Origin of the sequence: Rhodococcus sp. CX (assembly GCF_015865005.1) — a bacterium.
Taxonomy (GTDB): domain Bacteria; phylum Actinomycetota; class Actinomycetes; order Mycobacteriales; family Mycobacteriaceae; genus Rhodococcus.
Genome location: NZ_JADZGH010000230.1, coordinates 32,752 through 54,990, shown reverse-complemented (window position 1 = coordinate 54,990; position 22,239 = coordinate 32,752). Strand labels below are relative to the sequence as shown.

Here is a 22,239-nt window from a genome sequence, read left to right as displayed (position 1 = left end):
TCCTCGGTGACGGCCCGGTAGACCTGCGCGACGCGGTCGTCGAACTCGGTCAGGGTCAGGCGGCCCGCGCCGACATGGGTGCCGAGGATCTGGACGAGCCGTTCGCGGTCGGCGTCGGAGATGCGGAGGCCGGCGATGGGGGTTTCGGGGGCGAGTGCGTCCATCGGGATCCCTCCCAGGATCTTCCATTGTGGAATGTCGCGTAAACCAGCATGCGATATGCCACAGTGGAATGTCAACCCCTCGGCGGAAGGAACCCGCGATGACAGGCCGTCCCCTCAACGCGACCGCGGCGTCGCTGCTCGGATTCCTGCACGAGGGCCCGAAGACCGGATGGGACCTGGTCGCGACCGCGCAGGACCGTATCGGCAAGTTCTGGTCCCTGACGACCAGCCAGGTGTACCGGGAACTCGCGGCGATGGAGACCGCGGGATTGATCGTGGCGGGGGAGAAGGGCCCGCGCGACCGCAAGCCCTACTCCCTCACCGACGCCGGCCGTCGCGCCTTCGCGGACTGGATCGTCCGGGAACCCGGCCCCGAGAACATCCGGTACCCGCTGCTGCTGACCGTCGCCTTCGGTGGCCATCTGCCGCCCGAGCGTCTCGCCGAGATGCTCGCCGCCCACCGCACCGCCCACGAACAACGCCTCTCCGAATACGAAGAACTCGCCGCGCTCGACGGAATCGACCCCTACTTCGGAGCGACCCTCGACTTCGGCGTGCTCTACGAACGCGCGGTGCTCGACTGGTTCGACCGCGTCGGGGACCGCCTGACCGGCCCGAACCCGAAAGGCGACACCCCGAGCGAGGACGGCGTCCACAATGACCTCGAAGCCCACAACGACCTCGAAAGCGAATCCGGGAGGTAGCAGTGGCCGGTGAGGTCGTCGTCGGAATCGGACCCGTCACCCCCGACGAGGTGGTGCGGGTCGCGCGCGGCGACGCGTCGGTCCGGTTGTCCGACGAGGCGCTCACCGCGATCGCCGACGGCCGAGCCCTCGTAGACGCGCTGGCCCGCGGCTCCCGGCCGGTGTACGGCATCTCCACCGGGTTCGGTGCCCTCGCCGTCCGGCACATTCCCGCCGAGGACCGGGCCCGGCTGCAGCGCAGCGTCGTGCGCTCCCATGCCGCGGGCACGGGCCCCGAGGTCGAGCGGGAGGTGGTGCGGGCGATGATGCTGCTGCGCCTGTCCACCCTCGCGACGGGTCGCACCGGCGTCCGCGTCGACACCGCCGTCGCGTACGCGGCCATGCTCGATGCGGGGATCACCCCGATCGTGCCGGAGCACGGCAGTCTCGGCTGTTCCGGCGACCTGGCGCCCCTCGCGCACGTCGCGCTCGCGCTGACCGGGGAGGGCACGGTTCGCGACCGCGCCGGTGTCGTCCTGCCCGCGGTGGAGGCGCTCGCCGAGGCGGGATGCATGCCGGTCGTTCTCGCCGAGAAGGAAGGCCTGGCGCTGATCAACGGCACCGACGGCATGCTCGGCATGCTCGTGCTCGCGTGCCGCGATCTCGCCGACCTGCTGCGGCTCGCCGACATCGCCGCGGCCATGAGCGTCGAAGCGCTGCTCGGGACCGACCGGGTCTTCGCCGCCGACCTGATCGCGCTGCGTCCGCACCCCGGCCAGGCGACCGCGGCGGCGAACATGGCCCGCCTGCTCGCCGGCTCCGGGATCGTCGCCAGCCACCGCACCGACGACTGCCCGATCGTGCAGGACGCGTACTCGCTGCGCTGCGCCCCGCAGGTCGCCGGTGCGGCCCGCGACACCCTCGCCCACGCCGAACAGGTCGCGAGCCGCGAATTGTGCTCGGCCATAGACAATCCCGTCGTCACTGCAGATGGCCGGATCGAATCGAACGGCAACTTCCACGGGGCTCCGCTCGGCTACGTCCTCGATTTCCTTGCCATCGCCGTGGCCGATGTCGCGAGCATGAGCGAACGTCGCACGGATCGGCTGCTCGACGTCGCGCGCAACCACGGTCTGCCGCCGTTCCTCGCCGACGATCCCGGGGTCGACAGCGGCCACATGATCGCGCAGTACACGCAGGCCGGAATCGTCGCGGAGCTGAAAAGACTTGCGGCACCGGCGAGTGTCGATTCGATTCCGTCGTCGGCGATGCAGGAGGACCATGTTTCGATGGGGTGGTCCGCGGCCCGCAAACTTCGCCGCGCTCTGGACGGACTGACGCGGGTGTTGTCGATCGAAATTCTCACCGCTGCACGGGCGTTGGACCTTCGTTCCCCGCTGACCCCGGCGCCGGGCACCGCGGCGGTCCGGGATGCGTTGCGTCGCCGCGTGCCCGGACCCGGAACGGACCGGCACCTCGCGCCGGAGATCGACGAGGCGATGGCCATGGCCGCGTCGGGTGAACTTGTCGCCGCGGCCGAGGCGGTCGTCGGTCCGTTGCCGTGACGGTCGACCCGGCGACACTCATCGCAGGGGATCGAAACGGCGCAGAAGTGGATCCGGAATACCGGTCGCCATCAACTCCGCGAGCAGTCGGCCGGTCAGCGGACCGAGCGCGACACCCCACATGCCGTGCCCGCCCGCGACGAACACCCGCGGCGACAGGGTTTCGCCGATCAGCGGCAGACCGTCGGCGGTGCACGGACGCGACCCAACCCACTCCTCTTTCGTTGCGGACCAATCGATTCCGCTGAGCAACGGGCGGGTGGCATCGATGATCGCCTGCACTCGACGTGGATCGAACGGGGCGTCGGGGCTACGGAACTCCATCATCCCGGCGATCCGCAGCCGGTCGTGCAGCGGTGTGCACGCGACCCGCTGGGTCGGAAAGTAGATCGGATTCTTGGGCAGTTCCGCGGGGTGGACGCTGAAGCTGTAGCCGCGACCGGCCTGCACGATCGTCCGCACCCCGAAGGGCCGCGCCAGATCCCCGAGCCGCGCGCCCGTCGCGAGCACCACCGCGTCCGCCGAGTAGGCCTGCCCGTCCGGGCCGGTGACCTCCACGGACTCCGCGCGCGCACGTACCGACTCGGTGTCGAACCCTTCGACGATCTCACCGCCGCGTTCGCGCACGGAGTCGGCCAGGGCCGCGAGAAAGCGGGGCGGATCGATGAACCGCTGCCCCCGAATCAGCACCCCCACCCGCACGGCCTCGCCGAGCAGCGGCTCGAGCGACCGCACGGTGTCACGATCGAGAAGTTCGTAGTCGACCTCGCCGCCGGCGGCCCGCACGTGCTCGAACTCGTCGAGCAGGCCCTGCCGATCCGACTCGGACACGAACGCGGCCAGGAACGGATCGGCGGTGCGGGTCTGCTCGGTGAGCCCGCCGCGGATCAGGTCGTCGTAGGCGTCCAGCGCGACCCGGTTGGCCTGCGCGAACACCGCCATCGAGGCACGCCAGCGACCGGGCGTGCAGTTGCGGGCGAAACCGGCGAGGAACCGTAGCAACCGCAGGTCGGTGGTCGGCGGCACGTACACCGGCGACGACGGAGTCAGCGCCGATCGCAGTCCGTAGCGCAGCACCGACGGCTCGGGCAGCGGCAGCGTCAACGCCGGAGCCAACCACCCCGCGTTGCCCCAGGAGGCGTCCGCGGCGACACCCTTGCGGTCGAGCACCGTGACCGCGACTTCGCGCTCCTGCAGGAACCAGGCGGTGGACAGTCCGACGACACCGGCACCGACGACGATCACCCGACGAACGGTCATGACGCACTCCCGTATCCGAAATGCCCCATCCGGTTCCATCATGCACGCGTGTGCGCGACCGGGGCGGCGAACATCGGCTCGGATCCCGGGTCGTGGGGCGTGTCCCGGTTCTAGCGAGTGCCGGTGGGTCTTCCGGTGACGATCCGGTGCACGAGGCGCGCCGCGGTGCGCGCCGTCCGGTCGTCGATGTCGAAGGCCGGGTTGAGCTCGGCGACCTCGGCGACGGCGAGCCGGCCGCTGCGCGCCACCAGATCGCACACGTGCTGGACCACCTCGAGTGGAACCCCGTACGCGGCCGGGGCGCTGACGCCCGGCGCGATCGCGGCCGGGAGGACGTCCAGGTCGACGGTCAGGTGGACCAGGTCCACCGTCGCGAGGAACTCGCCGACGAACGTCTCGACGTCGGGCAGATGCGCGATGCGGCACTCGTCGTCGAGCAGGTATCGCACCCCGAGTTCGGAGGCGGTCGTGAACAGCGCGGTCGTGTTGCTCGGCTGCGCGATCCCCACCACCGCATACCGCAGATCCCGACCCCGCGACTTCTCCTCGCGCGCCATCTGCAGGAATGGGGTACCCGAACTCGGTGTCGCATCGGCCCGCAGGTCGAAGTGCGCGTCGAGGTTCAGCACGCCGCAGCGCGCGCCGTCACGCACGGCCGCGCTGCCCGCGATGCCCAGGTAGGTGCCGTACGCGACCTCGTGCCCGCCCCCGAGGACCGTGACGGGGTGTCCGTGGTCGAGCAGTGTGGTCACCGCGGCGCCGAGGCGGCGCTGTGCTCCCTCGAGGTCGCCACCGGCGACGACCACGTCGCCCGCGTCGTACACCGTCGACGGTCCGGACGGCGGCACCGCCAGCGACGCGAGCCCCGCGCGCAGTGCGGCCGGTCCGTCGGCGGCACCGGGCCGGCCCCGGTTGCGGCGCACGCCTTCGTCGCTGCGGAACCCGATCAATACGGGAGTCCCGGGTTCCGGGTCGTCGGGCCACGGCGTGACGGCACCGTGCCAGCGCAGGTGCTCCCGGCCCGGGCCGTCGTCGCGGCCGGTCCACGACTGCGCCGGCACATCCGTCCGCAGGATCATAGGCGAATTCCGTCCTTCCACACGTGCGAGACGAGGTGCACGCCCGGCCGGTACGCGAGGTGCACGTGCGAGGGGGCGTCGAGCGCGATCACATCCGCCCGGCAGCCGGGTCTCAGCACGCCGATATCGTTGCGGCGCAGCGCGTGTGCTCCGCCCGCGGTAGCGGACCACACCGCCTCGTCTGGGCTCATGTGCATCTCGCGTACCGCCAGCGCGATGCACAGGGGCATGCTCGTCGTGTACGAGGTGCCGGGGTTGCAGTCGGTCGCCACCGCGACCGTCACACCGGAGTCGAGCAGTCGTCGGGAATTGGGATACGTTTCCCGCGTGGAGAATTCGGCTCCCGGGAGCAAGGTTGCGACCGTGGTGCTGTCGGCCAGCGCCGCGATGTCGTCCGCGCTGGTGTGCGTGACGTGATCGACCGACGCCGCGCCGGTTTCGACGGCGAGCCGCACGCCCTCGCCCGGACCGAGCTGGTTGCCGTGCACCCGCGGGACCATCCCCGCCGCGACACCGGCGCTGAGCACCGCGCGGCATTGGTCGGCGTCGAACGCGCCGCGCTCGCAGAACACGTCGATCCACTTCGCGTGGGGCGCGCACGCAGGGATCATCTCCTCGATCACCATGCGGACGTAGTCGTCTGTGCGGCCGTCGAATTCGGGCGGAGTGACGTGCGCGGCGAGCAGCGTCGTCTCCGGCGTGTGCGCCGCGGCCAGGCGCAGGCTGCGCAATTCGTCGGCGACGGTCTGGCCATATCCGGACTTGCATTCGATCGTCGTCGTCCCGGACCGGCGGGCCTCGGTCACCAACCGGGTCACGGTCGCGTTCAGCTCCGCGTCGGTCGCCGCGCGGGTCGCCGCGATCGTCGAGCGGATGCCTCCCGCGGTGTAGGGCTGCCCGGCCATCCGGGACGCGAACTCCTCGGCGCGGTCGCCGGCGAAGACCGGATGCGTGTGGCTGTCGACGAATCCGGGAAGTACCGTGCGGCCGTCCAGGTCGAGACGAAAGGCATTGTCGGCGTGCGGTTCCCGACCGCTGCTGCCCACCCATTGCACGACACCGTCCCCGAGCAGGAGCGCCGCGTCTCGCAACAGGCCCAGCCGGCCCACCCCGATATCGGGATCGTTGGTGACGAGGACACCGATGCCGTCGAGCAGCGTCCACGGACCCGAGGTCACGACTCACCGCTCCTGCATGGGGATGCGCAGGCCGTGCCGGGCGGCGACCTCACCGGCCTTGTCGTAGCCGGCGTCGACGTGCCGCAGCACGCCGGTCGCGGGATCGTTGGTGAGCACCCGCTCGAGTTTGCGGGCGGCGAGCTCGGTGCCGTCGGCGACGCAGACCTGACCGGCGTGGATGGACCGGCCCATGCCGACGCCGCCGCCGTGGTGGATCGACACCCAGGTCGCTCCCGACGCGGTGTTGACCAGCGCGTTGAGCAGCGGCCAGTCGGCGATCGCGTCGGAGCCGTCGGCCATCGCCTCCGTCTCGCGGTAGGGCGACGCCACCGACCCGGCGTCCAGGTGGTCGCGGCCGATGACGATCGGCGCGGACACCTCACCGGAGGCCACCATCTCGTTGAATCGCAGGCCCGCCCGGTGCCGCTCGCCGTACCCGAGCCAGCAGATCCGCGCCGGCAGACCCTCGAACTGCACCTTCTCCCCGGCCAGGCGCAGCCACCGCGTCAGATGCGTGTTGTCCGGGAACAATTCGGCGACCGCCCGATCGGTCGCGGCGATGTCGGCGGGGTCGCCCGACAGTGCCGCCCACCGGAACGGGCCGCGCCCCTCCTCGAACAGCGGCCGGATGTAGGCGGGGACGAAGCCGGGGAAGGCGAACGCGCGGTCGTAGCCCCCCTTGCGGGCCTCGTCGCGGATCGAATTGCCGTAGTCGAACACCTCGGCGCCGCGGTCGAGGAATCCGACCATGGCCTCGACGTGCCGTGCCATCGACGCGCGTGCCTGCTCGGTGAACCAGGCCGGGTCCTTCTCGCTCAGCCGGTGCCAGTCCTCGAGTTCCACCCCGAGCGGAAGGTAGGACAGCGGGTCGTGCGCGGAGGTCTGATCCGTGACGATATCGATCGGCGCGCCGCGCTCGAGAAGTCGCGGGAATGCGTGGGCGGCGTTGGCGACCACCCCGATCGACAACGGGGTGCGGGCCTCGCGCGCGGCGACCGCCAGTTCGAGTCCGGCTTCGAGGGTGTCGGCGCGCACGTCGAGATAGCCGTGGTCCAGGCGTCTTTCGATGCGAGCCGGGTCGACGTCGACGCACAGGGCGACACCGTCGTGCATCGTGATCGCCAGCGGTTGCGCGCCGCCCATTCCGCCGAGGCCCGCGGTGAGGGTGAGGGTGCCCGCGAGGGTGCCGCCGCTGTCCGGGTAGCGCCCCGAGGCGGCGAGCTTCCGCGCGACCGCCCCGAACGTCTCGTAGGTGCCCTGGAGGATGCCCTGCGAGCCGATGTAGATCCACGAACCTGCCGTCATCTGCCCGTACATGATGAGACCGAGCGCCTCGAGCCGGCGGAACTCCTCCCAGTTCGCCCAGTCGCCGACCAGATTCGAGTTCGCGATCAGCACCCGCGGAGCCCACTCGTGGGTGCGCAGGACCCCGACAGGCTTGCCGGACTGGACGAGCAGGGTCTCGTCGTCGGCGAGGGTCTCGAGCGTGGCGACGATCGCGTCGAACGCCGCCCAACTACGGGCGGCGCGCCCGGTGCCGCCGTAGACCACGAGATCGTCGGGGCGTTCGGCGACCTCCGGATCCAGATTGTTCATCAGCATGCGCAGCGCGGCCTCCTGCTGCCAGCCGCGACAGTGCAGGTCGCGGCCGCGGGGAGCGCGGACGGGCCGGGCGCCGGGCAGGTTCGTCATGATCACCTCGCGGTGTTCGGGCCTGTACCGATTACACCCTCTCGGTGCCGTGATGCGGTGGCGAAGCGCCGATTCGGCGCCGGTGTGCCGAAGTGGCGCCTCCGACCGCCATTTCGGCACACCGGCAGCGCAGCTGCTTGACCATCGCCAAGAATGATGTTCTGCTTTACGGAAACATCATTCTCGTCGAGGTTTCGCAGCAGGAGGTGGAAGCAAGTGGACCTGGGTTCCGCGCGCCACGCATTCGTCACCGGCGGCGCCAGTGGTATCGGCAGGGGTATCGCCGAGGCGCTCGCCGACGCCGGGGTGCGTGTCACGATCGCCGACATCGACCGGGAGGCAACCGAAGCGGTCGTCGCCACCCGCCCGGACGACTTCGCCGGGCTCGAACTCGACGTGCGCGACCGCGCGGCCTGGCGTGAGGCGAAGGCCCGGTCGGAAGCGGTGTTCGGGCCCGTCGACATCCTCGTCAACAACGCGGGAATCGGATTCAACGGCCGGGACTTCGCCGACCTGGACCCGGAGGTGTTCGACCGGATCATCGACATCGACCTGACGGGAGTGTTCAACGGGATCTCCACGTTCGCGGCCGACCTGCGCGTCCGCGGGCGGGGCCACATCGTCAACACCGCGTCCGTGATGGCCCTGACCGCGGGTGCGCCGGGCCGCGGGGCCTACAGTGCGGCCAAGAGCGCGGTCGTGGCGATGTCCGAGGCGCTGCGGCAGGAGATGGCGCCCCACGGGGTGGGGGTGTCGGTGCTGTGCCCCGGGCTGGTCCGGTCGAACCTCGACGGCACCACGACACGGCTGGGCGGTCAGGTGGAGAACGTCGCGCACATCAAGGGCGACGGCAGCCTCGGGATGGATCCGGCGGAGGCCGGCGCGCGGGTGCTCGACGGCATCGCCCGCGACCTTCCGTACATCCTCACGCACCCGCACTATCTGTCCCACGTCGAGGCGCGCATGGATTCGCTCCGCCGCTGTTTCGCGGAGGCGGAATCCGTCCGTGTGCCGTAGTGGCGCCCCTGACCGCCACAAAGGCACACGAGCAGCGAAGCTGCCTGCCGTCATCAGTAGGATCGACGGTCGTCAGTTCTGCTTCGAAGGGGACCGAAAATGAGCACAAACGTCGAACAGCGTGAGTTCCAGGCCGAGGCCCGGCAGCTGCTGGACCTGATGATCCATTCGATCTATTCGAACAAGGACACGTTTCTGCGGGAACTCGTCTCCAACGCGTCCGACGCGCTGGACAAGCTGCGACTGGAGTCGTTCCACAACAAGGACCTGGAGGTCGACACCTCCGATCTGCACATCGACCTCGAGGTCGACAAGGACAAGCGGACCCTCACCGTCCGGGACAACGGCATCGGCATGTCCCGCCACGAAGTGATCGACCTCATCGGCACACTCGCCAAGTCCGGCACCGGGGAACTGCGCCGCAAGCTGAAGGAAGCCAAGGACGCCGCCGCGTCGGAGGAACTGATCGGCCAGTTCGGCATCGGCTTCTACTCGGCGTTCATGGTCGCCGACAATGTCACCCTGGTCACCCGCCGGGCGGGGGAGGAGACTGGCACGCGCTGGGAATCCGGCGGCGAGTCGACCTACACGATCGCCGCCGTCGAGGACGTGCCGCAGGGCACCTCCGTCACCCTGCACCTCAAGCCGGAGGACGCCGACGACCACCTCTACGACTACACCTCCCCGAGCAAGCTGCGCGAGATCGTCAAGAAGTACTCGGACTTCATCGCCTGGCCGATCCGGATGGAGATCGAACGCACGAAGACCACCCCCGCCGAGGACGGCGGCGAACCCGTCGTCGAGACGGTCGTCGAAACCGAAACCCTCAACTCCGGCAAGGCCCTGTGGGCGCGTTCCCGGGAGGAGGTGTCCGACGAGGAGTACAAGGACTTCTACCGGCACGTCTCCCACGCCTGGGACGACCCGCTCGAGATCATCCCGATGAAGGCCGAGGGCACCTTCGAATACCAGGCGCTGCTGTTCCTTCCGTCGCACGCTCCGTTCGACCTGTTCATGCGCGAACGCAAGTCCGGCGTCCAGCTGTACGTCAAGCGGGTGTTCATCATGGACGACTGCGAAGAGCTGATGCCGGAGTACCTGCGCTTCGTCAAGGGTGTCGTCGACGCACAGGACCTCTCGCTCAACGTCTCTCGCGAGATCCTGCAGCAGGACCGCCAGATCAGGGCGATCCGGCGCCGGCTCACCAAGAAGGTGCTGTCCACGATCAAGGACATGCTCGCCAACGACCGCGACAAGTACCGCACGTTCTGGGCGGAGTTCGGTCGCGTCGTCAAGGAAGGCCTGATCTCCGACACCGACAACCGCGAGACCCTGCTGGCGCTGTCGTCGTTCGACTCCACCGCGAGCACGGAGGCCGGCGCCGACCCTGACGCGACTGCGACGCAGACCACGCTCGCCGAGTACGTCGAGCGGATGAAGGAAGGCCAGGAGGACATCTTTTATCTGACCGGCGAGTCGCGGCAGCAGCTCGAGAACTCCCCGCACATGGAGGCGTTCCGCGCCAAGGGCATCGAGGTGCTGCTGCTCACCGACCCGGTCGACGAGATGTGGACGTCGTCGGTGCCGGAGTTCGAGGGCAAGGCGCTGCGCTCGATCGCCAAGGGCGAGGTGGACCTCGGCAGCGAGGACGAGAAGAAGGCCGCCGAGGCGGAACGCGAGGAGAAGGAGAAGGGCTTCGCGGACCTGCTCGAATGGCTGAAGAACACGCTCGACGAGCACATCAAGGAGGTGCGCCTGTCGTCGCGGCTGACGACGTCCCCGGCATGCATCGTCGGTGACACGTTCAGCATGTCGCCCGCCCTCGAGCGCATGTACCGGGCATCGGGACAGGCGCTGCCTCCGATGAAGCGGATCCTCGAGCTGAACCCGGACCATCCGTTGGTGACCGGTCTGCGTACCGCGCACGAGCAGCGCAGCGACGACCCGGCGCTCGCCGAGACCGCCGAATTGCTGTACGGCACCGCGGTGCTCGCCGAGGGCGGCGAACTCGACGACCCGGCTCGCTTCGCGCGGTTGCTCGCCGACAAGCTCGCCCGCAGCCTGTAGCGCGACGCGGGCCGATAAGCTCGGCGTCATGAGCGGCGTGGACGGGGTTCTGTTCGACATCGAAGGCGTGATCGTCCTGTCGTGGGACCCCGTCCCCGGCGCCGCGGACGTGCTCGCGGGTCTGCGCGACCGCGGCCTCGCGCGCGCGTTCCTCACCAACACGACCTCCCGCACCCGCGCCGAGATCGCGGGCCGGCTCACCGAACTGGGCATGCCCGTCGACGAGTCGGAGATCGTCACCGCCGCCTCGCTCACCGCCGAATACCTGCGGCAGACCTATCCCGGTCGCCGGTGCTGGCTGCTCAACCACGGCAACGTCGACGCCGATCTCGCCGGCGTCGTCCGCGACGACGACGATCCGGAGGTCGTCGTCCTCGGTGGCGCCGGGCCCGAGTTCACGCACCGGGCGCTGAGCCGGGTCGCGGAACTGATGCTCGACGGGGTGCCCGTCGTCGCGATGCACCGGGCCGGCGCGTGGCAGGCGTCGGACGGTCTGCGCCTCGACACCGGCACCTACCTGGCGGGTCTCGAGGAGCTGTCGGGGCGCAGCGTCGTCGCGGTCGGGAAGCCGTCCATGCAGGGTTTCCTCGAGGCCGCCGAATTGATGGGCACCGACGCGGACCGCATCGTCGTGGTCGGCGACGATCTGGGCGCCGAGGTGATCCCCGGGCAGCGGCTCGGGATGACCGGAGTGCTCGTGCGCACGGGCAAGTTCCGCCAGTCGGTGCTCGATCTGGCCGTCGACAGGCCCGATCACGTCATCGATTCGATCGCCGATCTTCCGGCCCTGCTGGACCGGCTGTAGCGGCCGCCGGCACCGTCGGGCGCTGTGACCCATCCCACTCGGACGGGTCCTTTCGGGACGGGATACGCTCGCGCCCCGGGGGGTCTCTCCTCCGGTATCCGATCAGTCTCGAACCAGTTCTCGAGGAGCTGCCTTGATCATTCGTTCCTTCCGCTCCGTTCGTCCCGGCCGTCGCGCGGCGCGTGCCGGTGTGGTCGCCGCCCTGGGTGTGGCGGCCGCATCCCTGCTCGGAGTGGGTGCCGCGACGGCTGCGCCGGTGACCTGTGTGTCGCCGCCGTCGGAGAATCAGATCCTCGTGTCGGACACCGCGAGCTGCGGTGCCAAGGCGGAGATCGGCAGCACGGCCCGCGCGGCGGCGGCGGACAGCGGCACCGCGGTGTCGGTCGCGAACGCGGCCGGGGCGGCCGAGGCGCAGGCGACCGGGTTCGGCACCGCGCTGAGTGCCGCGCGGGACGGCGGACGTTCGTTTGCCTTCGCGCTCGGCGGCGGTCTGAGCCATTCGTCGGCGCAGGGTCCGTCGGTGATCACCCTGTCGCTCGCGGGCTGGGGATCGGGTGCGACCGCCGACGAAACCGGCGTCACGTGCGTCGGTGCCCAGTCGTTCGCGGTGAACACCGGGTCGGGTCAGTGGTGCGCGGTCGGTGTGGGGTCCACGCGCCGCTGATCGGTACCCATCGACCGGGTGTGGCGACCCTTGCACTCGCCACACCCGAGTGCTAAAAATGCAGTTGGCACTCACGCTGAGTGAGTGCCAGGTCGGGATGGTGAGGCCGGGAATATCGACACCCCTGGTCGTCCGTCGCGGGCACTGCTTCCGACCGAGCCAACACGGGGCGTCCCGACGAGCGGTCGTCCTGTGAACGGACCGACCCGACTCGGGTCGAGCCGTGAATGGGCCGACCCGACGAGCGGTCGTCCTAGGTGTCACCCCGATATCCGGAGGATCACTTCGCAATGGCCAAGATCATCGCGTTCGACGAAGAGGCCCGTCGCGGTCTCGAGCGGGGCCTGAACAGCCTCGCCGACGCTGTCAAGGTGACGTTGGGCCCCAAGGGTCGCAACGTCGTGCTCGAGAAGAAGTGGGGCGCCCCCACGATCACCAACGATGGTGTGTCCATCGCCAAGGAGATCGAGCTCGAGGATCCGTACGAGAAGATCGGCGCAGAGCTGGTCAAGGAAGTTGCCAAGAAGACCGACGACGTCGCGGGTGACGGCACCACCACCGCCACCGTCCTCGCTCAGGCGCTCGTTCGCGAAGGTCTGCGCAACGTCGCTGCCGGCGCCAACCCGCTGGGTCTGAAGCGCGGCATCGAGAAGGCCGTCGAGGCCGTCACCGCCAAGCTGCTCGACACCGCCAAGGAGGTCGAGACCAAGGAGCAGATCGCTGCCACCGCGGGCATCTCCGCCGGTGACCCCGCGATCGGTGAGCTCATCGCCGAGGCCATCGACAAGGTGGGCAAGGAAGGTGTCATCACCGTCGAGGAGTCCAACACCTTCGGCCTCCAGCTCGAGCTGACCGAGGGCATGCGCTTCGACAAGGGCTACATCTCCCTCTACTTCGCCACCGACGCCGAGCGTCAGGAGGCCGTGCTCGAGGATCCCTACATCCTGCTCGTCAGCTCCAAGATCTCCACGGTCAAGGACCTGCTGCCGCTGCTCGAGAAGGTCATCCAGTCGGGCAAGCCGCTGCTGATCATCGCCGAGGACGTCGAGGGTGAGGCTCTGTCCACCCTGGTCCTGAACAAGATCCGTGGCACCTTCAAGTCTGTCGCCGTCAAGGCTCCGGGCTTCGGTGACCGTCGCAAGGCCCAGCTCGCCGACATCGCCATCCTCACCGGTGGCGAGGTCGTCAGCGAAGAGGTCGGCCTGTCCCTCGAGACCGCCGGCATCGAGCTGCTCGGCAAGGCCCGCAAGGTCGTCGTCACCAAGGACGAGACCACCATCGTCGAGGGCGCGGGCGATCCCGACGCCATCGCCGGTCGCGTCAACCAGATCCGCGCCGAGATCGAGGCGTCGGATTCGGACTACGACCGCGAGAAGCTGCAGGAGCGTCTGGCCAAGCTGGCCGGCGGTGTCGCGGTCATCAAGGCCGGCGCTGCCACCGAGGTCGAGCTCAAGGAGCGCAAGCACCGCATCGAGGACGCCGTCCGCAACGCGAAGGCTGCCGTCGAGGAGGGCATCGTCGCCGGTGGTGGCGTGGCCCTGCTGCAGGCCGCTCCGGTTCTCGACGACCTGAAGCTCGAGGGTGACGAGGCCACGGGTGCCAACATCGTCAAGGTTGCCCTCGAGGCTCCGCTGAAGCAGATCGCGTTCAACGCCGGCCTCGAGCCCGGCGTCGTCGCGGAGAAGGTTCGCAACCTGCCCGCCGGCAGCGGCCTCAACGCCGCCACCGGTGAGTACGAGGACCTCCTCGCCGCCGGCATCAACGACCCGGTCAAGGTCACCCGCTCGGCGCTGCAGAACGCGGCGTCCATCGCGGCCCTGTTCCTGACCACCGAGGCCGTTGTCGCCGACAAGCCGGAGAAGGCCGCGCCCGTCGCGGACCCGACCGGCGGCATGGGCGGCATGGACTTCTGAGTCCGGCTCACCAGCTCGCGCGAAGCCCGATCCCACACCGTGGGGTCGGGCTTCGCCCGTTTTAGCTGACCGAGCCTCGTCCGAAACACGTGAACAATTCCGTTCGACCTATTTTTCTGTGAATTCTTCACAACATGTCGATGCGCTGCCTGTGGGCTGAAACAGTGATATAACCCTTCTGTCCGAAATTTCGTTTCAGTAACAAGGGGAGAATCCATGCTGCTTCTGCTGCTCCAGTGGGCCGCCGCCAACCCTGACTTCATCCAGGTTCTCGACAGCTTCAGCGACGTCGCCATCGGCTAGGAGACGCCGCCATCGGCTAGAAAAGGAGTTCCGCTGTGGAACCAATGGGGCTGTTCGAATTCCTGGACTTCCTGGTGCTTGCCTTCTCGGCATTCGGTTCCTCGTAGACTGGGTTCGTTCCCGACATCGAACCGTGACCGCAGCGGTATTTTTCCGCCGCTGCGGTCACGCGTGAAAGGCTCTTTCCTTTACATGCGCTCCACCCTCCGTTCCCGGACCGTCATCGCCGGACTCGCCCTGCTCTCCCTCGCCGGCCCGACCGCCGTCGCCACCGCCGAACCCGCCCCCTCCGACGCCGGGACCGTGGACGCGGCCTCGACCGGTGCCTACGTCGACCACATCGACCGGATCACCGATCGCAAGGTCACCGCGCACGTCTACTCGCCGTCCATGGGGCGCACGATCCCGCTCGAGATCCTGCTTCCGGCCGACACGACCACGCCGAAGCCCGTCCTGTACCTGCTCAACGGAGCCGGCGGCGGCGAGGACAATGCCACCTGGACGCAGAAGACCGACGTCGAGTCCTTCTTCGCGGACAAGGGCGTCTACGTGATCACGCCGATCGGCGGCGCCTTCTCGTACTACACCGACTGGCAGAAGGACGATCCGGTCCTCGGCCGGAACAAGTGGGCCACCTTCCTCACCCGGGAACTGCCGCCGGTCGTCGACGCCACGTTCGCGACCACCGGCGCCAACGCGATCGCCGGCCTGTCGTCGTCGGCGACCTCGGTTCTCGACCTGGCCATCGCCCGTCCCGGCCTGTACCGCGCCGTCGGTTCCTACAGCGGTTGCGCGTCCACCAGCGACGAACTGGGCCGGGCCTACGTGACGACCGTCGTCGAATCGCGAGGCGACGGCAACGTGGAGAACATGTGGGGTCCGGCAGACGACCCGGACTGGGTCGCCCACGACGCCATCGTCAACGCGGAGAAGCTGCGCGGCACCGACCTGTACGTATCGAGCGGGACCGGACTGCCCGGCCAGTACGAGCGCCTCGATCAGGCCCAGGTGAACGGCGACGTGGAGGCGCTCGCCAATCAGATCCTCGTCGGCGGGGCCATCGAGGCCGCGACGGACGAGTGCACGCACCGGTTCGTGAACCGGCTCGGTGAACTCGACATCCCGGTGCAGGCCGTGTTCCGCCCGGTCGGCACCCACTCGTGGGGCTACTGGCAGGACGACCTGCACCAGTCGTGGCCGATGATCGAGGCCGCCCTGAACCGGTAGACGGGCCGCCGCTTCTACCAGTACTGCTTCCGCGTCCCGTCGGTGTCGGCGACGAACACGACGGCGTCGGCACCGGCGACCGCGGCCGGCGTCAACGGAATGTGGCCGGGCACGATCGGCTCGCCCGCACCGACGGACGACGGCAGCGCAGCCCGCAGCTCCGGCACCGGGAACAGGGCTTTCCGGCCGGTCGCCGCGGCGAGCGCGTGCTGGAGGGTGCCCGATTCCGGGCGGGGTGCGGCGTCGGTCGCCACGAACACGTAGCGCTCACCGAGTTCGAGCCCGGCCAGCGCACCGGCACTGCACCAGCTCGCATTCTCCGGCCCGACCTGCATCCCGGACTCCGCCCGCTGCAGGTGCGCGTTGTGCGCGAACAGCAGGATCGGTCCGCGCCGCTGTTCCTGCGCGACGAGCGCGAGCAGGTTCGCGGCCATCATCTCGGCGCGGATCCCGAGCAGATTCCCGATCCGGTCGGGTCCGGCCGTCGCCATGGCCGCGTGATAGCGCAGCAGGCCCGACGCGGTGCGGGCGTGCGCGACGGCGTCCTCGTATCCGTCCGGGTCGGCGGGCCGCAGGAGAGGTCCCGCGCGGTGCAGCGCACCGGCGAGATCGTCGGCGACGAGGCGAAGCTCCCGCGCCCGATCCGAATTGCCGATCGAGACGGCAGGATCGAACATCGCCGCCTCGTTCGTCCAGTCCGCGTCGTCGCCGAGCAGCGCGTCGAGATCCCGGATCGACGCCGGTCGCAGCGGCGCGGGCAGGTATTCGACGACCGTGGACAGTGCGCGGCGCGGGCTCGGTGCCGCGGAGAACTCCAGCGGCGCGTCGAAGCCGTGGAAGCGAACCCGATCCTCCGGGGCGACGCCGGAGTTGTGCGCGCGGAGCCAGTCGACGAGTTCGCGGTTGCCCGGCACGGCACCGAAACCGTGACTGAACCCGGTCGCGAGCACCGTCTCGAGCTCCGCGGGCGCCCCGCACACGTAGTCGTCGACGATCGACGCGGCGAAGATGTCGGTTTCGAGCGCGATCGACCGGAATCCCCGGTCGACCAGGTGACTCAGAAAATCGTTGCGCAGCAACGGAAACGCCTCGATACCGTGGGTCGGCTCACCGAGTGCGAGCACGGCCGGTGGCTCGGGCCGCGCGGCGAGCAGTTCGTCGAGTACCCGGCCGAGGCTCTCGCGGTCGTCGAGTGGGCGGGCGATTTCCTGCAGCGATGTGGTGGTCGGCATGAACACTCCTCTGGCGGAAGTACCTACCCCGTCGACAGTATCGTTGAAGGATCGGGTGAGACTTTCACGAAGATCACCTGTGGTTTCCGGTTCGAAGTCTCAAACGGAGGTGCGCCCTGCGACCCGTCGACCTGGCCCGCGAGCACGGACTGTCGGCGCAGGCGATCCGCAACTACGAGGACGCGGGCATCCTGCCGCCGGCCGAGCGCAGCGCCACCGGATACCGCCGATACACACAGGTGCACGCGCATGCCCTGCGTGCCTTTCTCGCGTTGCGCGCCGGGCACGGCCACGGGCAGGCGGCGGAGATCATGCGCCGCGTCAACCGCGGTGACGCCGAGTCCGCCTGTCGTCTCATCGACACCGCCCACGTCGACCTGCTGACCGAGCGGGAAACCCGTGCCGAGGTAGCGTCGGCGCTCGGTGCCCTGTCCACCGCGACCCCGGCTCCGAGCGGTGGGCCGCTGTCCGTCGGCGAACTCGCGTACCGGCTCGGCGTGCACCGGGCCACGCTGCGCGCGTGGGAAGCCGAAGGCATCCTGCGTCCCGGCCGCGACCGTGCCACCGGCTACCGCAACTACGGGCCGGACTGTGTGCGGGACGCCGAGATCGCGCGGCAGTTGCGGCGCGGCGGATATCCGCTGATCCGGATCGCGCGGTTCGTCGATTCGGTGCGTGAGGCGGGCGGGACCGAGGAACTGCGGGTCTTCCTCGAGTCCTGGCAGGACCGGCTCGGCGCGCGCAGCCGCAGTCTTCTCGCCGGCGCGGCGCGGCTCGACGCCTATCTCACCCTGATGGAGAAGGCGGGTCCGGCCGCTTCCCGGCGGTGAGGTCCCGTCGTCAGGACACGGTCACCGGGACCGGTTCGGCGACGTTCTTGGCGAGACGCGCCGCGATCGCGGCGCACACCAGCAGCTGAATCTGATGGAAGAGCATCAGCGGCAGCACGATCAGCCCGATCGGCTGACCGGGGAACAGGACCGTCGCCATCGGCAGGCCGGTCGCGAGGGACTTCGTCGACCCGCAGAACAGGATCGCGGTGCGGTCCTCGTAGGTGAAACCGAGACGGCGCGACCCGAACCACGTGAGCGCAAGGACGAGTGCGAGCAGGACGATGCACACGGCCGCCAGAGCCAGCAGGCGCGCGATCGACAGGCTCGACCAGATGCCCTCGTTCATGCCGCGGCTGAACGCGACGTACACCACGAGCAGGATCGCGCCGCGGTCGACGAGTTTGAGGGCCTTGCCGTGCTCCTTCACCCACGTGCCGATCCAGCGGCGCAGCACCTGGCCGGCCGCGAACGGCACGAGCAGCATGAGCACGATGTCCAGCACCGCGGAGGCGCTGAACGTCACGCCCTGCGTCGCCATGGTCAGCGCGACCAGAACCGGGGTGACGAAGATGCCGAGCAGGCTCGACGCGGACGCGCTGACGATCGCCCCGGGAATGTTGCCGCGCGCGACCGAGACCAGCGCGATCGACGACTGCACCGTCGAGGGCAGCAGGCACAGGTACAGCACCCCGATGTACAGCGGGTCCGTCAGCAGCCACGGCACCAGTGCTTTCGCGGCCAGCCCGAGCAGCGGGAAGAACACGAACGTGGTGGCGAGGATCGCCGCGTGCAGCCGCCAGTGCTTGAGGCCGTCGACCGCCTCGCGGGTGGACAGGCGCGCGCCGTACAGGAAGAACAGCAGCCCGATCGCGATCTTGGACGCCCACGTGAACCCGGTGAGCACGACTCCGCCGGCGGGCAGCAGCGCCGCGACCGCGACCGTCGCGAGGATGCCGACCAGGAACGGGTCGAGTCGGTTCAGCACGGGAATCTTCGAGAGCATGATTCGACCGTAGGGGAACCACCGCTGATTTACAGAACCGATCACCACGATTACTGTCATCACGAATCGTGATCGGAGGTGGATGTGTTCGATCCCGTGCAGCTTCGGAGCTTCCTCGCCGTCGAGCGCGACCGCAGTTTCAGTGCCGCCGCGCGGCGGCTGGGTCTGCGCCAATCCACCGTCAGCCAGCACGTCGCCAAGCTCGAGCAGGCCGTGGGCCGGCGGCTGTTCCTGCGGGACACCCATACCGTCGAGCCGACCGCCGACGGTAGTGCGATGGTCGGTTTCGCCCGCGACATCCTCGACCGGCACGACGCCGCACGCCGCTACTTCCAGGACTCCCCGGTCAGCGGCCGGCTGCGGTTCGGGGCGTCCGAGGACCTGGTACTGCACGAACTCCCGGCGATCCTCGGCGAGTTCCGGCGCAGCCACCCGCGGGTGGATCTCGAACTCACCGTCGCGCTGAGCGAGGAACTGCACCGGCGCCTCGACGACGGCGAACTCGACCTGATGTTCGGCAAACGCCGGCCGGGGGAGCAGCACGGGGAACTGATCTTCCGCGACCGTCTCGCGTTCCTGGCCGCCCCCGGCTTCACGCTCGAGCCGGACGGACCGGTGCCGCTGGTGACCTATCCGCCTCCGTCGCTGACCCGGGAGATCGCGCTCGATGTGCTGCAACGCGCCGGATTCGGCGCGCGTATCACGTGCGTCGCGGACAGTCTCAACGGCCTGCGCGCGGCGGCGCTGGCCGGGCTCGGCGTCGTGCTGCACGCGCGCAGTCTCCCGCCCGCCGGTCTCGAACCGGTGCGGGCGGGAACGCGACGGCTCCCCGACGCCGGCGATCTCGAGTTCGTGCTGCTGGCGCGGCGCTCGGCGATCCTGGACAACGCCCACCGACTGGGCCGGGACACCGGACTCCGGTGACGGCCGTACCCGTCACTCCGGCAGCAGCATCCACAGGGCCAGGTAGACCAGTGCGGCACCGCCGCCGGTGACGAAGGCGGCGACGACGACACCCGCACGGACGAGATTGACGTCGACGTTGAAGTATTCGGCGAGGCCGCCGCACACGCCACCGAGCATGCGCTGCGTGCGGGAACGGACGAAGGGGCGGGGCGTGGAGTTGCTTTCGAATGTCATGCGTACAGCGTGCCGCCGGGACGCACTCGGGCACATCCGGTGACCCCCCGATTCCGACCCTGATCTTTCGCCTCGGGGTCGCTGCCTACTTGCGGGCGGCGAGCGTCTTCCTGAAGATCACCATCGGCAGCAGCAGGCGGGCGATCACCGACACCGCCCACACGATCACGGTTGCGAGGACCCACGTCGTGATACCGCTGATCTTCAGGCCGTCGCTGACGAGTGCGGTGACGATCAGCGCGACCAGCGTCGAGACGAGGGCGCTGCTGCCGAGCAGCACGGGTGCCTTCGTCACCGAAACCTGGCGGATGAGCGGGTCGATGACGACCGCGACGACCGTGAAGATCACCACGGCGATGAGGAACGCAACTGGGGTGAGAGACATGTCGGGGAGCACCCATGCCCCGACGATCAGGGCGATCGCGTTGGCGATCAGGGCGACGACCGCAGTCGCGAGGAGTCGCATCATGCGGTCAGAGTAGACCCACCGAGCCCGAATCGTCTGGAATCGCGGTGAGGCGAACCCTGGGCGGTGTCGGCGTGTCCCGGCAGGATGGGAAAGCGTTCGCTGCAGAAAGGACACTCAGATGACCGACACCGTTGTCGCCGGCCGCCGCGCCGCGCTCGCCCTGCGCTACGGCACCGCCGAAGCCGAACGTGCCGAGCAGGCCGGGGAGCACGTGTGGAACGAGGTGCTCGCCACGCAGCTCGCGCACCGCTCGGTGCGGAAGTTCCTGCCGGACAGCGTGTCCGAAGAACAGTTGCGCGCGATCGTCGCGGCGGCGTCGTCTGCGGCGAGCTCGAGCAACCTGCAGTTGTGGAGTGTCGTGGCGGTGACCGACCGGGATCGGCTCGGCCGGATCGCGGCTCTCGCCGGGGACCAGGACGCGGTGCGCAACGCACCTCTGCTGCTGGTGTGGGTCGCCGACCTCGCGCGCGCCGGCCGCATCGCCGAGCAGAACGATCGCGACCTCGTCAATGCGGGCTTCGTGGAATCGGCACTGCTCGGAGTTGTCGACGCGACGCTCGCGGCACAGAACGCCGCCCTCGCCGCGGAATCGTTGGGCCTCGGCACCGTGTACATCGGGGCGATCCGGAACCACCCCACCGAGCTCGCCGAGGAGCTGAACCTGCCGGCTCACAGTTTCGCGGTGGTCGGGCTCGTCGTCGGGCATCCGGATCCCACCGCAGCCGCCGAGGTCAAGCCGCGGCTGGGCGTCGATGTCGTGCTGCACCGCGAACAGTACGACCTGGAGGCGCAGGAAGCCGGCACCGCCGAGTACGAGGCTCGCATCTCCGCGTTCTACCGCGAGCAGGGCCTGGCGGACAGCTGGACCGATCGGGTGGTGGGCCGGTTCGCGACCCCGGGTGCGCTCGGGGTCCGGGAAGGGCTGAAGGAAGCACTCGAACGCCGGGGGTTCGATCTGAACTGACCGACCGTACGAACGCGAATGCGGGTGAGCACACTGCTCACCCGCATTCGTCGTCTCGCCCTCTTCGGGTGTCGGGAATCGGTATTTCACCGGATTCGCAGAAAAAGTCCCCACTGTCCGGATTCAACTGATAGCTTCTCGCCCGTGACCGAATGGTTACCAGATCTATACCGTTCGATATCGAGGGGGTGAGAGGCGTGGAGATTCTCGAGATCATCATCCAACTTCTGCTGTCGCTCTCCTGACGGCCCACAGCGGCGACCGCGGCGCAACCGCCGTGGTCGCCGCATGCATTCGACGAAAAGGTATGTGGTGCATCGTATCCCGAGTCTGCTGGGCGCCCTGGTGATGCTCGCGGCGGTGGTCGCGTTCGTCGTGCCGCAGGCAACCGCGCAGCCGACATCCGGCGCGCATCTCGTCCGGGTGGAGACCGTCGATACCCGGCAGCAGATTCTGATCGTCCACTCCGCCGCGATGGACCGGGAGATCCCCGTACGGGTGATTCTTCCGTCCGACAGGTCGCGCCCGCGCCCCACCCTGTACCTGCTCAACGGGTACACCGGCGGGGAAGAACCCGGCAACTGGCACGACCGCACCGACGTCGTCGCGTTCTTCGCCGACAAGAACGTCAACGTCGTCACCCCGATCGGTGGTCGGGCCAGTTACTACACCGATTGGCGCAGTGACGATCCCGTGCTCGGACGCCACAAGTGGTCGACGTTCCTCACTCGTGAGCTTCCGCCGATCGTCGACGCCACTCTCGGCACATCCGGTCGCAACGCGATCGCCGGCGTGTCGGCCTCGGCGACCTCGGTCCTCAATCTCGCCGTGGAAAGCCCCGGACTGTATCGCGCGGTCGGTGCATACAGCGGGTGCCCCTCTACGAGCGACCCGGTGAGCAGACGCTTCGTCGAAATGGTCGTCGAGGGGCGCGGGCGGGGTGACGTGACGAACATGTGGGGTCCCGTCGGGGATCCGGCG

21 protein-coding genes are annotated in these 22,239 nt (G+C 69.2%); 12 read left to right on the top strand and 9 right to left on the bottom strand.

What is annotated here, in order from left to right; genetic code table 11:
• A partial coding sequence (locus I0Q12_RS25780) for a DUF1707 domain-containing protein (protein WP_197256025.1) occupies positions 1 to 164 on the bottom strand: 164 nt, incomplete at its 3' end.
• Between the two features lie 98 nt (positions 165 to 262).
• Between I0Q12_RS25780 and I0Q12_RS25775 the strand changes: the two genes are divergently transcribed.
• Together I0Q12_RS25775 and hutH are read left to right on the top strand one after the other, a co-directional pair.
• Positions 263 to 868, top strand: a complete 606-nt coding sequence (locus I0Q12_RS25775) for a PadR family transcriptional regulator (RefSeq protein ID WP_197256024.1) — start codon at positions 263 to 265, stop codon at positions 866 to 868.
• 2 nt (positions 869 to 870) lie between these two features.
• Positions 871 to 2,412, top strand: coding sequence for a histidine ammonia-lyase (hutH, locus tag I0Q12_RS25770; RefSeq protein ID WP_197256023.1), 1,542 nt, complete (start codon positions 871 to 873; stop codon positions 2,410 to 2,412).
• Between the two features lie 18 nt (positions 2,413 to 2,430).
• Here the strand turns inward: hutH and I0Q12_RS25765 are convergent, their stop codons facing one another.
• From I0Q12_RS25765 to I0Q12_RS25750, 4 genes are all read right to left on the bottom strand, one after another.
• Positions 2,431 to 3,672, bottom strand: a complete 1,242-nt coding sequence (locus I0Q12_RS25765; protein WP_197256022.1) for an FAD-binding oxidoreductase — start codon at positions 3,670 to 3,672, stop codon at positions 2,431 to 2,433.
• A gap of 110 nt (positions 3,673 to 3,782) precedes the next feature.
• On the bottom strand, positions 3,783 to 4,751 hold the full coding sequence (hutG, locus tag I0Q12_RS25760) for a formimidoylglutamase (RefSeq protein ID WP_197256021.1): 969 nt from the start codon (positions 4,749 to 4,751) through the stop codon (positions 3,783 to 3,785).
• Positions 4,748 to 5,929: an imidazolonepropionase gene (gene hutI, locus I0Q12_RS25755; RefSeq protein WP_197256020.1), complete on the bottom strand. Its 1,182-nt coding sequence runs from the start codon at positions 5,927 to 5,929 to the stop codon at positions 4,748 to 4,750. The genes hutG and hutI overlap by 4 nt, the downstream gene beginning before the upstream one ends.
• A gap of 3 nt (positions 5,930 to 5,932) precedes the next feature.
• The gene (locus tag I0Q12_RS25750; protein ID WP_197256018.1) at positions 5,933 to 7,621 is read right to left on the bottom strand and encodes a urocanate hydratase; all 1,689 of its coding nucleotides are present in this window, start codon (positions 7,619 to 7,621) and stop codon (positions 5,933 to 5,935) included.
• A gap of 216 nt (positions 7,622 to 7,837) precedes the next feature.
• On the opposite strand from I0Q12_RS25750, the gene I0Q12_RS25745 reads away from it, so the two are divergent.
• From I0Q12_RS25745 to I0Q12_RS25720, 6 genes are all read left to right on the top strand, one after another.
• Positions 7,838 to 8,638, top strand: coding sequence for an SDR family oxidoreductase (locus I0Q12_RS25745; RefSeq protein ID WP_197256016.1), 801 nt, complete (start codon positions 7,838 to 7,840; stop codon positions 8,636 to 8,638).
• 99 nt (positions 8,639 to 8,737) lie between these two features.
• Positions 8,738 to 10,705, top strand: coding sequence for a molecular chaperone HtpG (gene htpG / locus I0Q12_RS25740; RefSeq protein WP_197256014.1), 1,968 nt, complete (start codon positions 8,738 to 8,740; stop codon positions 10,703 to 10,705).
• 28 nt (positions 10,706 to 10,733) lie between these two features.
• Entirely contained in the window at positions 10,734 to 11,510 is a 777-nt protein-coding gene (locus I0Q12_RS25735; RefSeq protein WP_197256012.1) for an HAD-IIA family hydrolase, read from the top strand.
• A 133-nt stretch (positions 11,511 to 11,643) separates the two neighbouring features.
• The gene (locus I0Q12_RS25730; protein WP_197256010.1) at positions 11,644 to 12,174 is read left to right on the top strand and encodes a DUF6764 family protein; all 531 of its coding nucleotides are present in this window, start codon (positions 11,644 to 11,646) and stop codon (positions 12,172 to 12,174) included.
• Positions 12,175 to 12,464: 290 nt separating this feature from the next.
• Positions 12,465 to 14,087, top strand: coding sequence for a chaperonin GroEL (gene groL / locus I0Q12_RS25725; RefSeq protein ID WP_197256008.1), 1,623 nt, complete (start codon positions 12,465 to 12,467; stop codon positions 14,085 to 14,087).
• A gap of 495 nt (positions 14,088 to 14,582) precedes the next feature.
• Positions 14,583 to 15,617, top strand: a complete 1,035-nt coding sequence (locus tag I0Q12_RS25720) for an alpha/beta hydrolase family protein (RefSeq protein WP_197256006.1) — start codon at positions 14,583 to 14,585, stop codon at positions 15,615 to 15,617.
• A 14-nt stretch (positions 15,618 to 15,631) separates the two neighbouring features.
• Here the strand turns inward: I0Q12_RS25720 and I0Q12_RS25715 are convergent, their stop codons facing one another.
• A complete protein-coding gene (locus I0Q12_RS25715; protein ID WP_197256004.1) occupies positions 15,632 to 16,849 on the bottom strand; it encodes an erythromycin esterase family protein in 1,218 nt (405 codons plus the stop codon).
• Between the two features lie 116 nt (positions 16,850 to 16,965).
• Between I0Q12_RS25715 and I0Q12_RS25710 the strand changes: the two genes are divergently transcribed.
• A complete protein-coding gene (locus I0Q12_RS25710) occupies positions 16,966 to 17,679 on the top strand; it encodes a MerR family transcriptional regulator (protein ID WP_197256028.1) in 714 nt (237 codons plus the stop codon).
• A gap of 10 nt (positions 17,680 to 17,689) precedes the next feature.
• On the opposite strand, the gene I0Q12_RS25705 is transcribed toward I0Q12_RS25710, so the two are convergent.
• Entirely contained in the window at positions 17,690 to 18,685 is a 996-nt protein-coding gene (locus tag I0Q12_RS25705; protein ID WP_197256002.1) for a bile acid:sodium symporter family protein, read from the bottom strand.
• A 78-nt stretch (positions 18,686 to 18,763) separates the two neighbouring features.
• Between I0Q12_RS25705 and I0Q12_RS25700 the strand changes: the two genes are divergently transcribed.
• Complete coding sequence (locus tag I0Q12_RS25700; protein WP_197255999.1) at positions 18,764 to 19,609, top strand: LysR family transcriptional regulator; 846 nt, start codon at positions 18,764 to 18,766, stop codon at positions 19,607 to 19,609.
• A 12-nt stretch (positions 19,610 to 19,621) separates the two neighbouring features.
• Here I0Q12_RS25700 and I0Q12_RS25695 read toward each other — a convergent pair whose 3' ends face one another.
• Both I0Q12_RS25695 and I0Q12_RS25690 read right to left on the bottom strand, forming a co-directional pair.
• A complete protein-coding gene (locus tag I0Q12_RS25695) occupies positions 19,622 to 19,825 on the bottom strand; it encodes a PspC domain-containing protein (RefSeq protein ID WP_197255997.1) in 204 nt (67 codons plus the stop codon).
• Between the two features lie 85 nt (positions 19,826 to 19,910).
• On the bottom strand, positions 19,911 to 20,294 hold the full coding sequence (locus I0Q12_RS25690; RefSeq protein ID WP_197255995.1) for a phage holin family protein: 384 nt from the start codon (positions 20,292 to 20,294) through the stop codon (positions 19,911 to 19,913).
• Positions 20,295 to 20,412: 118 nt separating this feature from the next.
• On the opposite strand from I0Q12_RS25690, the gene I0Q12_RS25685 reads away from it, so the two are divergent.
• Positions 20,413 to 21,258 (top strand): nitroreductase family protein, encoded by an 846-nt coding sequence (locus I0Q12_RS25685; protein ID WP_197255993.1) that lies wholly within the window; start codon positions 20,413 to 20,415, stop codon positions 21,256 to 21,258.
• Positions 21,259 to 21,546: 288 nt separating this feature from the next.
• Positions 21,547 to 22,239: alpha/beta hydrolase family protein (locus I0Q12_RS25680; RefSeq protein ID WP_231611438.1), on the top strand; the 693-nt coding region annotated here is incomplete at its 3' end.